This is a genomic window from Stenotrophomonas sp. STEN054 (genome assembly GCF_056854535.1).
The window spans coordinates 33328-47328 of record NZ_JBXFWG010000020.1 but is presented as its reverse complement, the minus strand read 5'-3'; the positions used below and the strand labels follow the sequence as shown (position 1 = coordinate 47328).

At 67.5% G+C, this 14001-nt stretch carries 11 protein-coding genes; 7 read left to right on the top strand and 4 right to left on the bottom strand.

Features of this window, described 5'->3' with window-relative positions; translation table 11 throughout:
* The first annotated feature begins 232 nt into the window (after positions 1 to 232).
* The 3 genes from AC1VXD_RS10280 (at position 233) to AC1VXD_RS10270 (ending at position 4451) form a co-directional block, all read left to right on the top strand.
* Positions 233 to 2296, top strand: coding sequence for a 3-hydroxyacyl-CoA dehydrogenase NAD-binding domain-containing protein (locus tag AC1VXD_RS10280; protein WP_482991982.1), 2064 nt, complete (start codon positions 233 to 235; stop codon positions 2294 to 2296).
* Between the two features lie 633 nt (positions 2297 to 2929).
* Positions 2930 to 3790, top strand: a complete 861-nt coding sequence (locus AC1VXD_RS10275) for a pirin family protein (RefSeq protein WP_482991981.1) — start codon at positions 2930 to 2932, stop codon at positions 3788 to 3790.
* 202 nt (positions 3791 to 3992) lie between these two features.
* Complete coding sequence (locus AC1VXD_RS10270) at positions 3993 to 4451, top strand: hypothetical protein (protein WP_482991980.1); 459 nt, start codon at positions 3993 to 3995, stop codon at positions 4449 to 4451.
* 132 nt (positions 4452 to 4583) lie between these two features.
* On the opposite strand, the gene AC1VXD_RS10265 is transcribed toward AC1VXD_RS10270, so the two are convergent.
* Positions 4584 to 5435, bottom strand: coding sequence for a pirin family protein (locus tag AC1VXD_RS10265; RefSeq protein WP_482991979.1), 852 nt, complete (start codon positions 5433 to 5435; stop codon positions 4584 to 4586).
* 233 nt (positions 5436 to 5668) lie between these two features.
* Between AC1VXD_RS10265 and AC1VXD_RS10260 the strand changes: the two genes are divergently transcribed.
* Both AC1VXD_RS10260 and AC1VXD_RS10255 read left to right on the top strand, forming a co-directional pair.
* On the top strand, positions 5669 to 7750 hold the full coding sequence (locus AC1VXD_RS10260) for a carbon starvation CstA family protein (RefSeq protein WP_482991978.1): 2082 nt from the start codon (positions 5669 to 5671) through the stop codon (positions 7748 to 7750).
* A complete protein-coding gene (locus AC1VXD_RS10255; protein WP_108765908.1) occupies positions 7750 to 7974 on the top strand; it encodes a YbdD/YjiX family protein in 225 nt (74 codons plus the stop codon). Before AC1VXD_RS10260 ends, AC1VXD_RS10255 begins: the two co-directional genes overlap by 1 nt.
* Before the next feature lie 284 nt (positions 7975 to 8258).
* Here the strand turns inward: AC1VXD_RS10255 and AC1VXD_RS10250 are convergent, their stop codons facing one another.
* Positions 8259 to 9509 (bottom strand): DUF819 family protein, encoded by a 1251-nt coding sequence (locus tag AC1VXD_RS10250; RefSeq protein WP_482991977.1) that lies wholly within the window; start codon positions 9507 to 9509, stop codon positions 8259 to 8261.
* Between the two features lie 180 nt (positions 9510 to 9689).
* On the opposite strand from AC1VXD_RS10250, the gene AC1VXD_RS10245 reads away from it, so the two are divergent.
* Positions 9690 to 10079: a VOC family protein gene (locus AC1VXD_RS10245; protein WP_482991976.1), complete on the top strand. Its 390-nt coding sequence runs from the start codon at positions 9690 to 9692 to the stop codon at positions 10077 to 10079.
* Between the two features lie 73 nt (positions 10080 to 10152).
* Here AC1VXD_RS10245 and AC1VXD_RS10240 read toward each other — a convergent pair whose 3' ends face one another.
* Together AC1VXD_RS10240 and AC1VXD_RS10235 are read right to left on the bottom strand one after the other, a co-directional pair.
* Positions 10153 to 11439 carry a sensor histidine kinase gene (locus tag AC1VXD_RS10240; protein ID WP_482991975.1) on the bottom strand — a complete coding sequence of 429 codons (1287 nt, stop codon included), beginning with the start codon at positions 11437 to 11439 and terminating at the stop codon, positions 10153 to 10155.
* A complete protein-coding gene (locus tag AC1VXD_RS10235) occupies positions 11423 to 12133 on the bottom strand; it encodes a response regulator transcription factor (protein ID WP_482991974.1) in 711 nt (236 codons plus the stop codon). Before AC1VXD_RS10235 ends, AC1VXD_RS10240 begins: the two co-directional genes overlap by 17 nt.
* Positions 12134 to 12265: 132 nt before the next feature.
* On the opposite strand from AC1VXD_RS10235, the gene AC1VXD_RS10230 reads away from it, so the two are divergent.
* Entirely contained in the window at positions 12266 to 13969 is a 1704-nt protein-coding gene (locus AC1VXD_RS10230; RefSeq protein ID WP_482991973.1) for an ArnT family glycosyltransferase, read from the top strand.
* Positions 13970 to 14001: the final 32 nt, after the last annotated feature.

Here is a 14001-nt window from a genome sequence, read left to right as displayed (position 1 = left end):
GGGCCGCACTCCTGTCAGCCCAACCGACGTCGGGCAATGAGACTGCCAATCCCGGGAAAAGTTCAGTCGCCGATCACCTGGCGCCGCACCAGCTTTTAACCACCGTTCCGCTAGCGTCCCGGTCCGGGGCCATGGATCCGGGGTCGCCACCCCCCAGCTATAGGGATTTGACGCGGGGGAAACAACCTCTGGATCATAGCCGCTTCTCCATACACAACCGGATGGAACGTTCATGCTCTCAGGCTTCGATGGTCTCCGCTTCAGCCACTGGCACCCCGAGATCCGCGATGACGGCGTGGTCGTGCTGTCTTTGGATCGTCAGGACAGCAGTGTCAACGCGATGTCGCAGGACGTGCTGCTGGAGCTGGGCGACCTGCTCGAGCGCATCGCCCTGGACCCGCCCAAGGGCGTGGTCATCCAGTCGCTGAAGAAGGCCGGCTTCATCGCCGGGGCGGACCTGAAGGAGTTCCAGGAGTTCGACCGCCGCGGCACCGTGAACGACGCGATCCGCCGCGGCCAGTCCACCTACCAGAAGCTGGCCGAGCTGCCCTGCCCCACCGTGGCGGCCATCCACGGCCACTGCCTGGGCGGCGGCACCGAGCTGGCCCTGGCCTGCCGCTACCGTGTGGCCTCCAATGACAGCAGCACCCGCATCGGCCTGCCGGAGACCCAGCTGGGCATCTTCCCGGGCTGGGGCGGCAGCGCGCGCCTGCCGCAGCTGGTGGGCGCGCCCGCGGCGATGGACATGATGCTGACCGGCCGCACCCTGTCGGCCTCGGCCGCCCGCGGCATCGGCCTGGTCGACAAGGTGGTGGCCCCGGCCGTGGTGCTCGATACCGCCGTGGCCCTGGCCCTGTCCGGCACCACCCGCCCGTTCAAGCAGCGCGCGACCGCCTGGGCCACCAACACCTGGCTGGCGCGCAAGCTGCTGGCCCCGCAGATGGTCAAGCAGGTCGCACGCAAGGCCAAGAAGGACCAGTACCCGGCGCCGTACGCGCTGATCAGCACCTGGCAGCGCACCGCCGGCAAGCCGGTGCAGGCGCGCCTGGACGCCGAGCGCCGCGCGGTGGTGAAGCTGGCCAGCACGCCGACCGCGCGCAACCTGATCCGCATCTTCTTCCTGACCGAACGCCTGAAGGGCCTGGGCGGCGGCGATTCCGGCATCCGCCACGTGCACGTGGTCGGCGCCGGCGTGATGGGCGGCGACATTGCCGCCTGGGCCGCCTACAAGGGTTTCGAGGTGACCCTGCAGGACCGTGAGCAGCGCTTCATCGACCCGGCCATGGAACGCGCGCAGGCGCTGTTCGCCAAGAAGGTGCGCGATGAGAGCAAGCGCCCGGCGGTGGCCGCACGCCTGCGTGCCGACCTGGAAGGCAACGGCGTGGCCGAGGCCGACCTGGTCATCGAAGCCATCATCGAGAACCCGGAGGCCAAGCGTGCGCTGTACCAGACGCTGGAACCGAAGATGAAGCTGGATGCGCTGCTGACCACCAACACCTCGTCGATTCCGCTGGTGGAACTGCGCGACCACATCCAGCGCCCGGCCCAGTTCGCCGGCCTGCACTACTTCAACCCGGTGGCACAGATGCCGCTGGTGGAAATCATCCACCACGACGGAATGGCGCCGGAGACCGAGCGCCGCCTGGCCGCGTTCTGCAAGGCGCTGGGCAAGTTCCCGGTGCCGGTGGCCGGCAGCCCGGGCTTCCTGGTCAACCGCGTGCTGTTCCCGTACATGCTTGAAGCGGCCACCGCGTATGCCGAGGGCATTCCGGGCCCGGTGATCGACAAGGCCGCGGTGAAGTTCGGCATGCCGATGGGCCCGATCGAACTGATCGACACGGTGGGACTGGACGTGGCCGCCGGCGTGGGCAAGGAGCTGGCACCGTTCCTGGGCCTGCAGGTGCCCGAGGCACTGGCGACGGTAGACCCGGCCAAGCGCGGCAAGAAGGATGGCCAGGGCATCTACACCTGGGAAAACGGCCGGGCGAAGAAGCCGGACGTGGCCCGCGACTACCAGGCCCCGGCGGACCTGGAAGACCGCCTGATCCTGCCGCTGCTGAACGAAGCGGTGGCCTGCCTGCACGAAGGCGTGGTGGCCGACGTGGACCTGCTGGATGCCGGCGTGATCTTCGGTACGGGGTTTGCCCCGTTCCGCGGTGGGCCGATCCAGCACATCCGTGCGGTGGGTGCCGATGCGATCGTCGAGCGGCTGAAGGCGCTGCAGCAGCGCCACGGCGACCGTTTCGCCCCGCGCCCAGGCTGGGACAACCCGGTCCTGCGCGAGCCCGTGGTGTGAGTGTGTCGGCCGGGCCTGCGGCCCGGCACCCGCGGTAGTGACGGCCGCTGGCCGGCAAACCTTGAAGCCAGAGCCGGAGCAACAGCCGGCTCTGGCTTTTCTGTTTGTTGGGCGGGGCGGTGTCGGGTTGCGGGGACGCCGTAAACCCGTCCCTGGGGGCTTGGCCGCGGCATCCATGCCGCGGACACCCCGCAACCCCACACCGCCCCGCCCCGCCCCCGACAGTTTCCCGGTGACGGTGGGTGAACTCCGGTTCCGGTAGGTGTCGACCTTGGTCGACACGCTTGGTCCACGCTTGCGTGGATGCGAGCGAAGCGACCGGCGTTTGATTTTGATTTTCTTTTTTCTTTTCCGTGGCTGACGCGCCCGGAAACTGTCAGGGGGCCGGGCGGGTGGGTTGCGCTTGCGCAGGGGCGTGAGCCGCATGGATGCGGCGACCGGGCTTACATGGATGTACTTGCAGCGTCCCCTGCGCAACCCACCCGCCCGGCCAACCACGAGATACGAACCAACCGACCAGCCACGAGGGGCAGCGCCGTTGGCTGGAACAACCTGTTACCCGCATGGGGCATGTGCCCGCCACGACCGCATGCCATGCTGGCGCCCTTGATCCCTGCCAGCGAGAACGCTCGCATGACCACCATCATTGCCCCGCGCGTCCACGACATCGGCGGCCTGGAAGTGCGCCGCGCCGTGCCCACCCTGCAGGCCCGCAGCATCGGCTCGTTCGTGTTCGTCGACCAGATGGGCCCGGCGATCATGCACGCCGGCACCGCCATCGACGTGCGCCCGCACCCGCATATCGGCCTGGCCACCGTCACCTACCTGTGGTCCGGCGCCATCGGCCATCGCGACACGCTGGGCTCGGACCAGGTCATCCGCCCCGGTGACGTGAACTGGATGACCGCCGGCCGCGGCATCGCCCATTCCGAACGCACGCCGCCGCCGGACCGCGACCACGACAACCCGATCCACGGCATGCAGACCTGGGTCGCGCTGCCGAAGTCGCACGAGGAGATCGAGCCGGCGTTCTACCACCATGCCGCCGCCACCCTGCCCGAGCAGCGCCGCAACGGCGCGCGGCTGCGGGTGATCGCCGGCCGTGCCTATGGCGAGGAATCGCCGGTGAAGGTGTTTGCCGATACGCTCAACGTCGCCATCGACCTCGACCCGGATGCGGAGATCGACATCGACAACGGCCATCGCGAACGCGCGTTGTACATCCTCGAGGGCCAGGCCCAGCTGGATGGCGTGGACATCCCGGCCCAGCACCTGGTCATCCCCGAGGCCGGCGCCGTTGGCCGCCTGCGTGCGAAGACGCCGGTGAAGGCGATGCTGTTCGGTGGCGAGCCGCTTGATGGCCCGCGCCACCTGTGGTGGAACTTCGTGTCCAGTTCCAGGGAGCGCATCGAACAGGCCAAGCACGATTGGGAAGCCGGCCGCTTCGGCACCATCCCCGGCGACGACAAGGAATTCATTCCGCTGCCGCAGTGAACGCAGTCGAGCAAGCTGGACTCTACCGCCCGGACCCGGCGGTGATGGTTACGGTTGTAACCGCAATTTGTGCGATCGCTCACATTCCGTTAAGGTCGGGATGACCGTCCGTGCACATGCGGACGGCACGGCATCCGGGGATGGGATGCCACCGCCACCGGCGCGCCGGTGGAGCCTTACGACACGCCACCTTGGGGGATGCATGAAGTTCGCGCCTGTTGTGTTGTCGAGCCTGCTGTTCGTCGCGGCCCAGGCCGCCGCGCAGGCTCCGGTCGAGTGTCCGTCGCTGCCCGCCAGCAGCGGCCTGCAGTGGCAGGAGCAGGCACAAGCAGATTTCGTGGTGTGCCGTGCGGCCACCGCCGATGGCCGCGAAGTGCTGAGCCTGATGCTCAGCCAGCGCGATCCGGGCATTCCGCTCAGTCGTTCGCTTCGCCAGGAAAAGGGCAGCTTCGGCGGTGAATCGATGTACTGGTACCAGCCCGACCTGGGCGGCCAGCAGCCGCCAGGCTATGCCGAGCGGCGCATCAGCGTGATCAAGCTGGACAAGGGCCGCTATGCGCAGATCGCGCTGTACCCGGGCAGCACCCAGGAACTGGGCAATCTGCAGCAGCTGGCGCAGGGCATGAGCCTGACCCCGTCGGCCGTGGCCGACGGACGCTGAGCGGGCACGGGGATGACTGCCTGGCAGCATTCCCGCACTTCAACATTGATCGGTAGCGCCGGGCCATGCCCGGCGAACGGGCGCTTGCGCGCGACGCGGGGAAAGCCGCCGGGCATGGCCCGGCGCTACCCCTCAGAAGCGGCCTTCCTGGAAATCGACGAAGGCCTGCATCAGTTCCTGCCGGGTGTTCATCACGAACGGGCCATGGCGCATGACCGGCTCGCGCAGCGGGCGACCCGCCACCAGGATCAAACGTGCGCCTTCGCGCCCGGCCGACAGGTGCAGCTGCTCGCCGCCGCCCAGCACCGCCAGTTCCTGGCGGGCCACGTCACGCGCGGCGTCCTGCTCACCCACCGCCACCCCGCCCTCGAACACGTAAGCGAAGGCGTTGTGCCCTTCCGGCAGCGTGTAGGTCCAGGCGCGGTCGGCCTCGAGGCTGATGTCCAGGTACACCGGATCGGTGGCCGGCTGGGCGATGGGGCCGGCCGTGCCATCGACGGTACCGGCGATCACCTTCACCTGCACGCCCTCGGCCGGCTGCACCACCGGAATGCGCTCGGGCGCGAACTCCTGGTACTTCGGGTCGGTCATCTTGTCGCGCGCCGGCAGGTTCACCCACAGCTGGAAGCCGCGCATCTGCCCGCTTTCCTGTTCCGGCATTTCCGAATGGACCAGGCCGCGGCCAGCGGTCATCCACTGCACGCTGCCCGGGGTCAGCAGGCCTTCGTTGCCGTGGTTGTCGCGATGGCGCATGCGCCCGTCCAGCATGTAGGTGACGGTCTCGAAGCCACGGTGCGGGTGCTCCGGGAAGCCGGCGATGTAGTCCTCGGCACGGTCGGTACCGAATTCGTCCAGCAGCAGGAACGGATCGAGGTCGGGCAGCGACGGGCCGCCGATGACACGGGTCAGCCGCACGCCGGCACCGTCGGAGGTGGGCATGCCACGGATGGTGCGCTGCACGCGGACCGGTTCGGGAAGGCTCATGGCGACTCCTGTTGGATGGATGCCAGTGAAGATGGACGCCGCACGCCGCAACGCCAATGGCCGGCGCCGCAACCGATTGTTCCATCGCTGGTGTTCGCCGCGCGTCATGTCCGCCGCGCGGCGGCGCCTGCGTTGTGTTCGACCAAAGTACTACCGCAGAAAGGTTCCGTAGCGATTGACCGTGCACAGGTCACGCGGGACCCTTTGAACATCTTTCCGGGAGAGAGCACCTCATGAAAGGGTTTTCCAAAATAGGCTGGGCGGCCCTCGCCCTGCTCGGCGCATTCTGTCTGGGCACCGTGGCCCTGCGCCGCGGCGAACACATCAATGCATTGTGGATCGTGGTCGCTGCGGTATCGCTTTACCTGGTGGCCTACCGCTTCTACAGCCTGTTCATCGCCGACAAGGTGATGCAGCTCGATCCGACCCGGGCCACCCCGGCGGTGATCAATAACGATGGCCTGGACTACGTCCCGACCAACAAGCACGTGCTGTTCGGCCATCACTTCGCCGCCATCGCCGGCGCAGGCCCGCTGGTCGGCCCGGTGCTGGCCGCGCAGATGGGCTACCTGCCCGGCCTGCTGTGGCTGGTGGTGGGCGTGGTGCTGGCCGGCGCGGTGCAGGACTTCATGGTCCTGTTCCTGTCCAGCCGACGCAACGGCCGTTCGCTGGGTGACCTGGTGCGAGAGGAAATGGGCCAAGTGCCCGGCACCATCGCCCTGTTCGGCGCCTTCCTGATCATGATCATCATCCTGGCGGTGCTGGCGATGGTGGTGGTCAAGGCACTGGCCGAGAGCCCGTGGGGCATGTTCACGGTGATCGCGACGATGCCCATCGCGATCCTGATGGGCGTGTACATGCGCTACATCCGCCCCGGCAAGATCGGTGAGATCTCGGTGGTCGGCCTGGTCCTGCTGCTGGCCGCGATCTGGTTCGGCGGCAAGGTGGCGGCGGACCCGACCTGGGGCCCGGCGTTCACCTTCACCGGCACCCAGATCACCTGGATGCTGATCGGCTACGGTTTCGTCGCCTCGGTGCTGCCGGTGTGGCTGCTGCTGGCCCCGCGCGACTACCTGTCCACCTTCCTGAAGATCGGCACGATCATCGCCCTGGCCATCGGCATCCTGGTGGTCATGCCCGAGCTGAAGATGCCGGCACTGACCCAGTTCGCCGCCAGCGGCGACGGCCCGGTGTGGAAAGGCGGCATGTTCCCGTTCCTGTTCATCACCATCGCCTGCGGCGCGGTGTCCGGCTTCCATGCCCTGATCTCCTCGGGCACCACGCCCAAGCTGCTCGCCAATGAATCGCACATGCGCTACATCGGCTACGGCGGCATGCTGATGGAATCGTTCGTGGCAGTGATGGCGCTGGTGGCCGCCTCGATCATCGATCCGGGCATCTACTTCGCGATGAACAGCCCGGCGGCGGTGATCGGTCCGGACGTGGCCTCGGCCGCGCACTACATCACCAACACCTGGGGCTTCACCATCAGTCCGGAACAGCTGACCGCCACGGCAGCGGCCATCGGTGAACCGACCATCCTGCACCGCGCCGGTGGCGCACCGACGCTTGCGGTGGGTATCGCGCAGATCCTGCACGAAGCGATCCCAAGCAGCAGCGACGCGATGATGGCCTTCTGGTACCACTTCGCGATCCTGTTCGAAGCGCTGTTCATCCTGACCGCGGTCGATGCCGGTACCCGTGCCGGTCGCTTCATGCTGCAGGACCTGCTGGGCAACTTCATCCCGGCGCTGAAGAAGACCGAATCGTGGACGGCCAACATCATCGGCACCGCCGGCTGCGTGGCGCTGTGGGGCTACCTGCTGTACACCGGCGTGGTCGATCCGTTCGGCGGCATCCAGACGCTGTGGCCGCTGTTCGGCATCTCCAACCAGATGCTGGCCGGTATCGCGCTGATGCTGGGCACGGTGGTGCTGTTCAAGATGAAGCGTGACCGCTACGCGTGGGTGACCGCGGTTCCGGCCGTGTGGCTGCTGATCTGCACCACCTACGCCGGCTTCATCAAGATCTTCGACAGCAACCCGGCGCAGGGCTTCCTGGCCCAGGCGCACAAGTACCAGGCGGCGATCGCCAGCGACACGATCACCGCGCCGGCCAAGTCGGTGGCGCAGATGCAGCAGATCGTGGTCAATGCCTACGTCAACACCAGCCTGACCGCGCTGTTCCTGCTGGTGGTGGGTGCGGTGCTGGTGTACTCGATCAAGACCATCCTCGCGGCGCGCCGCAATCCGCAGCGCAGCGACCGCGAGACCCCGTACGTGGCGCTGAAGCCGCACGAAATGGTGGATCTGTAATGAGCACGCAACTGGTTCCCGTCGGCCAGTACCAGACGCACCGCCGCATCTGGCGGCGCCTGGTGCAGACCGCACGGCTGTGCTGTGGGATTCCTGATTACGACAACTACGTCCGGCACATGCTGGAGAAGCATCCGGATCAGGAACCGATGGATTACAAGACGTTCTTCCGCGAGCGGCAGGAAGCGCGGTATGGCGGTCGCAACGGCGGCCGCTGCTGCTGAGGTTCCAGGTTCGATAGCTTCAGTAGATCCACGCCACGCGTGGATGAGACCTTCCAGCTGTCGAATTTGAGTGCGGGGTCAGATCCGTTTTCCAAAGGGAAACGGATCTGACCCCATTTTGCTTATCGCTATCTGACAGATTTCATCCACGCATGGCGTGGATCTACTGGCCGCCAGCCAACGGTCGAAGACGGGTGCGTCCGGTTACGGGGGACGTGAGCGCCATGGATGACCGGCCAGCGGCCGGCACCACCGCGGACGCCAGGCGCTCCCGGCCGAATTACTCAGCCGTTGGCCATCCACTTCAGGATCAAGCCGGTGACATAGGCCAGGCCGGTACCGGTGGCATAGCCCACCGTGCCCAGCAGCACGCCCACCGGTGCCAGCGAAGGATGGAATGCCGCCGCCACCACCGGGGCCGATGCCGCCGCACCGATGTTGCCCTGCGAGCCGATGGCGAAGAAGAACAGCGGCGCACGCAGCAGCTTGGCCACCACCCACAGCACCAGCACGTGCGTTGCCATCCAGATCGCGCCGAGCAGGAACAGCCACGGCCGGTCCAGAAGCGAGAGCAGATTCATCTGCATGCCGATGCAGGCGATCAGGAAATACAGGAACACCGTGCCCAAGCGCGAGGCGCCGGCGGCTTCCAGGCGGCGCGCGCGGGTGAAGCTCAGACCCAGGCCCATCGCGGTGGACAGCAGGATGACCCAGACGAACGGGCTGTCCAGGCTGAACTGGCTGGCCCAGCTGACGTTGGCCTTGAACCAGCCCGCCAGCGGCGCCGCGATCGCATGGGCGAGACCGACGCCACCCAGCGCCACGCCGACGATGATCATCAGGTCGGTCATGCTGGGAATACGGGCGTTCTGTGCGTCGTAGGCGCTGATGCGCGCCTTCATCTCGTCGATGGCGCGGGTATCGGCGCCGTTGCGGGTATCGATCTGCTGCGCACGGTTGGCCAGGAACAGCAGGATGGCCATCCACAGGCTGGCGCAGGCCACGTCGACCACCGCGAACTGGCCGAAGGTGGTGGCGTCGGTACCGAACACCTCACGCATGGCCACCATGTTGGCGCCCCCACCGATCCAGCTGCCGGCCAGCGCGGCCATGCCGGCCCAGGTATCACCGGCCACCGTTTCCGGGTGGATCAGCTTCATCACCTGGAAGGAGACGATGGCACCGAGCATGATGCCGGCGGTACCGGCGCAGAACACCACGAGCAGTTTCGGGCCGAGCTTGGCGATGCCCTTCAGGTCGATCGACAGGGTCAGCAGGACCAGCGCGGCCGGCAGCAGCACGTCGCGGGCCACCGGGTTGTACAGCGTAGTGTTGTGGCCATCGATGACACCGGTGGTGTTGTAGATGGCGGGGATGAAGTAGCACAGCAGCAGGGCCGGCACCCAGGCGAAGATTTTCTTCAGCAGCGGGGTCGGGCCACTGGCCGCCCAGAAGATCAGGGCAAGGGTGGCGGCAATCAGGCCGAGGCCCACGATGTCGTTGCTGATCAGGGCAGTAGCGGGTTCGGTCGGCATGGGATCCTCTGTCGATCGAAAGAGCGGAAAAAAAACGCCGCAGGATGCGGCACTGCCCGAGGTTAACATCGCCTTCACGCCGGGTCATGCTGCGCTGCTTGCCGCGGCCCCACGACCTGCGCAGAATTGCCCCATTCCCGACGCCCTATCGCCACCGGCACATCGCCATCGGAGCAGGTCATGCAACTGGGTGCTTTCTCGGTCAGCCTGTCAGTAAAGGATCTGGCGGCCTCGCGCGGGTTCTACGAAGCGCTGGGCTTCGTGGTGACCGGCGGTGATGCCGCACGCAACTGGCTGGTTCTGCGCAATGGCGGCATCGTCATCGGCCTGTTCCAGGGCATGTTCGAAGGCAACCTGCTGACCTTCAACCCGGGCTGGGACCAGTTCCGGCAGGAGCTGGGCATGTTCCAGGATGTGCGCGAACTGCAGGAGGCGCTGGATGCGCAGGGCATCGAACTGACCACGCGCACGGATCCGGACGGACAGGGCACGGGGTATCTGCAGCTGGCCGATCCCGACGGCAACGTGATCCTGATCGACCAGCACGTGGAGCGCCCGAAGGCGCGGTGATTGCTCGGGCAGGCGTCGATGTTGATCGACGGAAAGCATGCCAACCAAGGTTGGCATCTACCAGGACGGTCGGTCAGCAGGGACGCGATGCGCCGAAATCGAGGGTGACCAGGGTGCCGCGCGGCTCGACGGGTTGCAGGTGCAGGGTCCAGCGCAGGTGCTCGCACAGGCGTGCGATCAGGTCCAGGCCGATGCCACCGCGGTCGGCGCGTTCTCCACGGGCCATGCGCGCGTGGATGGCGGCAATCTCTTCCGGTGCCATGCCATGGCCCGGGTCCTGCAGGGTCAGTACCGCCTGCGGGGTCAGCCGCAGTTCGATATGGCCCCGCCCGCTGTTCTCGATGGCATTGCGCAGCAGGTTGCCGATTGCGGCCTGCACCACCGCCAGCGGCGCGACGATATCCACCGGTGCGGCCTGGATGCCGATGCTCAGGTCCTTGTCACCCAGCAGGTGGCGATGGTCATCGACAATCTCCGGCAGCAGCTGGTCCAGCGCGATGCGCTCGGCGCGCGCGGCCAGCCGGGCCGGATCGCGGGCCAGCACCAGCAGCAGTTCGATCAGCTGCTCCACGCCCTGCGCCGTGCGCAGTACGCGCTGTATCTGCTGGCGCGCGCGTTCGGGCAGGCCCGGCTGCTCCAGCGCCAGTTCGGCGGCACCGGTCATCACCGCGATCGGCGTGCGCAGCTCGTGGCTGGCCGTACTGATGAACACCCGCTCGCGCTCGACGAACTGCTCGTTGCGGTCCAGGTAATCGTTGAGCGCGTCGGCGATCGTGTGCAGTTCCGAACTGCCGCGCGGATCGACATCGATGCGCTGGCCCTGCTCGCCCGGCCGCAGCGCACCGATGTGCTGGGCCAGCAGGCTCAGCGGGCGCACGACGCGTTCCATGCCGAACGAGGCCATCAGCACGGTGACGAACACCATGATGATGCCGGCCAGCATCACCCAGCGCGTGGCGAACTGTTCCAGGTCGTGGAAGTCGGAGATGTCCAGCGCCAGGGCGACCCGCCCCATCGCGCCGGTATCGCGCACCATCACTGCGGTTTCGCGCTCGCCGACCATCACCCCGTCATGCAGGCCCGGATGCAGGTCGCGCAGGGTTTCAGGCAGGTCCGCTTCGTCGAAACGGTACAGGCTGAGGGTATCCGAGTCCTGCCAGTGGTACTGCGGCTCGTGCTCGGTGTGCTCGACGATGCTGTCCAGTTCGGAGTTGAGCAACGCGCGCCAGGCCGCATGCTCGGCATGTTCGTGCACGTAGTTGCCCACGCTGAACACCGCCAGCGAGATCAGCGCCAGGTAGCCCAGCAGCCAGCCGATCACCCGCCGGTACAGCGGTCCCGGCTTAGGCGCTTTCTTCATCGCATCCACTGCCTGCACTGCCACTGGCTGCCAACCGGTAGCCGACGCGCGGCAGGGTATGGATCAGCTTGTCGTTGAAGGGGCCATCCACGCTGCGGCGCAGTTCGTAGACGTGCGAACGCAACAGGTCGCCATCCGGCGGCTCGTCGCCCCACAGGGCGAATTCCAGCTGCTGGCGGGTGACCGCGCCAGGGCTGGCCCGCATCAGCACTTCCAGCAGCTTGCGGCAGGCCGGGTAGAGATGCAGCGCCCGGCCGCCACGCTGGGCTTCCAGGGTCGCCAGGTCCAGCACCAGGTCGGCCACCTGCAGGCGCTTGCGCGGGTTGCGCCCCCGCGCGCGCGTCAGCAGGGCCTCCAGCCGAACCTCCAGCTCGGGCAGGGCGAAGGGCTTGGTCAGGTAGTCGTCCGCACCGGCGCGGAAGCCGGCAATCTTGTCCGGCAGCTCGTCGCGGGCGGTCAGCATGATCACCGGCACTTCCGAGCCCTGGTCCGTACGCAGCCGGCGCAGCACTTCCGGCCCTTCCATGCGCGGCAGCATCCAGTCCAGGATGACCGCGTCGTAGGGGTGGCTGGCAGCCAGGTGCAGGCCGGTGATGCCGTCGGGGGCCACGTCGAGGACGTGCCCGCGCGACTCGAAATAGTCGAACAGGTTGGCAACCAACTGGCGGTTGTCCTCGATCACCAACAGGCGCATGCGCAGAATGTCCACATAAGTTCGTACCATGGTAGCGCTGACCATGTCGGAATGCGGTCGCCCTGCGCCCGTTTCCGACGCCTCTCCCACTTCCTGTTTCCGACAATGGCCGTTTCGCTCCCGGAGCCCGCTGTGCCCGTAGCCCTGCCCCGCCGCTGGTTCCTGCCCCTGCTTTGGGTGCTGATGATCGTCTCGTTGGGCGCCGGCATCGGCATGCGCCAGCCGCAGCCGCCGGACGAGCCGCGCTTCGTGCTGGCCGCGCGGGCCATGGTCGACAGCGGGGAATGGCTGCTGCCGCACCGCGGCAGCGAGCTCTACGCGGAAAAGCCGCCGGTGTTCATGTGGCTGCAGGCCGTCGCCCACCAGGTGGTCGGCAGCTGGCAGTGGTCGTTCCTGCTGCCCTCGCTGCTGGCGGCCCTGCTCAGCCTGTGGCTGGTCTCGGACCTGGCGCGACGGCTGTGGTCGCCACGGCATTCCCTGTACGCGATGGCGGCGCTGTTCTGCACGCTGCAGTTCGGGCTGATGGCCAAGCGCGCACAGATCGACATGGTGCTGGTGGCGATGACCACCGTGGCCCTGTGGGGCCTGCTGCGCCACCTCGGTGAACGCCGCAACCTGCCGGCGCTGTGGCTGGCCGGCTTTGCCGCCGGCCTGGGTACCGTGACCAAGGGCGTGGGCTTCCTGCCGTTGCTGATGGTGCTGCCCTGGTTCGGCTGGTGGCTGTACCAGCGCCGCCGTGGGCAGGCCGTGTCCGGACCACACCCGGCCACCCTGCTGTGGCTGTTGCCGGCCTTCCTGCTGGGCACGGCGGTGTGGCTGGCGCCGCTGGGCTGGGCCCTGCTGCACGAACCCAGCGCATCGCTGCAGTCGTATGCGCACGAGCTGCTGTTCAAGCAGACCGGCACCCGTTACGCCAACGCCTGGCACCACCGCCAACCGGTCTGGTACTACCTGCAGGTGATCCTGACGCTGTGGCTGCCCGGCAGCCTGTTGCTGCCGCTGCTGGCCAAGCCCTGGGGGCGCCGCCTGCGCCGCGGCGACCGCCGGCAGTGGCTGCTGCTGGGCTGGGCGCTGCTGGTGCTGCTGTTCTTCAGCGCCAGCCCGGGCAAGCGCGAGGTCTACGTGCTGCCGATGCTGCCGGCGATGGCCCTGGCCGTGGCGGCGCTGCTGCCGGCCCTGCTGCGCCGCCTATGCGTGCGCCGCTACCTGTTCGGCTACAGCCTGGTGCTGATGCTGGCCACCGGCACACTGGGGGTGATGATGATGACCGACAGCCACTGGGTGCAGGCCCAGCTGGCGCGACGGGCGATGCCTGATTCGCTGCTGCCGGTGCTGGGCAATGGCCTGCTGGTCTTCGCCATTGCCGTGGCCACGCTGGCGGTCTGGCTGCGGGTGCGTCGTGCGGCACTGCTGGTGCTGCTGACCCACGGCATGCTGTGGATGCTGTACGGGCTGGTGCTGATGCCCACGCTGGATCCCTACGCTTCGGCTTCTGCGCTGATGCAGCGGGTCGGCAAGCGGATCGGTCCGGATGCCGAGCTGGCCCTGGTGGCCTGGCGCGAACAGAACCTGCTGCAGGCCGACCGGCCGGTGCGTGAGTTCGGCTTCAAGCGCCCCTGGGCCGAGCAGTGGCACGATGCCGGCCCGTGGCTGGCCGAGGCTCCGGAAAAGCGCTGGGTGCTGGTGCTGGACAAGGCCATGAGCCCCTGCGTGGATCCGGCTCAGGTGATCGACATCGGCATCGCCAACCGGAACCGTTGGCAGCTGCTGCCGGGCAGTGCCTGGGACGCCACCTGCCATGCCGAACGTGCCGGTGCATCGGAAGAAGAAGACTGAACGGTGGCTCGCGCCGGGGCCGCGTTAACCCG

Excerpts from the sequence above, each read along its gene's own strand:
- AC1VXD_RS10235 (WP_482991974.1), bottom strand. The coding sequence starts at position 12,133 with ATGCGCCTGTTGGTGATCGAGGACAACCGCCAGTTGGTTGCCAACCTG.
- AC1VXD_RS10240 (WP_482991975.1), bottom strand. The coding sequence starts at position 11,439 with ATGAAGAAAGCGCCTAAGCCGGGACCGCTGTACCGGCGGGTGATCGGC.
- AC1VXD_RS10255 (WP_108765908.1), top strand. The coding sequence starts at position 7,750 with ATGAGCACGCAACTGGTTCCCGTCGGCCAGTACCAGACGCACCGCCGC.
- AC1VXD_RS10270 (WP_482991980.1), top strand. The coding sequence starts at position 3,993 with ATGAAGTTCGCGCCTGTTGTGTTGTCGAGCCTGCTGTTCGTCGCGGCC.
- AC1VXD_RS10250 (WP_482991977.1), bottom strand. The coding sequence starts at position 9,509 with ATGCCGACCGAACCCGCTACTGCCCTGATCAGCAACGACATCGTGGGC.
- AC1VXD_RS10245 (WP_482991976.1), top strand. The coding sequence starts at position 9,690 with ATGCAACTGGGTGCTTTCTCGGTCAGCCTGTCAGTAAAGGATCTGGCG.
- AC1VXD_RS10260 (WP_482991978.1), top strand. The coding sequence starts at position 5,669 with ATGAAAGGGTTTTCCAAAATAGGCTGGGCGGCCCTCGCCCTGCTCGGC.
- AC1VXD_RS10275 (WP_482991981.1), top strand. The coding sequence starts at position 2,930 with ATGACCACCATCATTGCCCCGCGCGTCCACGACATCGGCGGCCTGGAA.
- AC1VXD_RS10265 (WP_482991979.1), bottom strand. The coding sequence starts at position 5,435 with ATGAGCCTTCCCGAACCGGTCCGCGTGCAGCGCACCATCCGTGGCATG.
- AC1VXD_RS10280 (WP_482991982.1), top strand. The coding sequence starts at position 233 with ATGCTCTCAGGCTTCGATGGTCTCCGCTTCAGCCACTGGCACCCCGAG.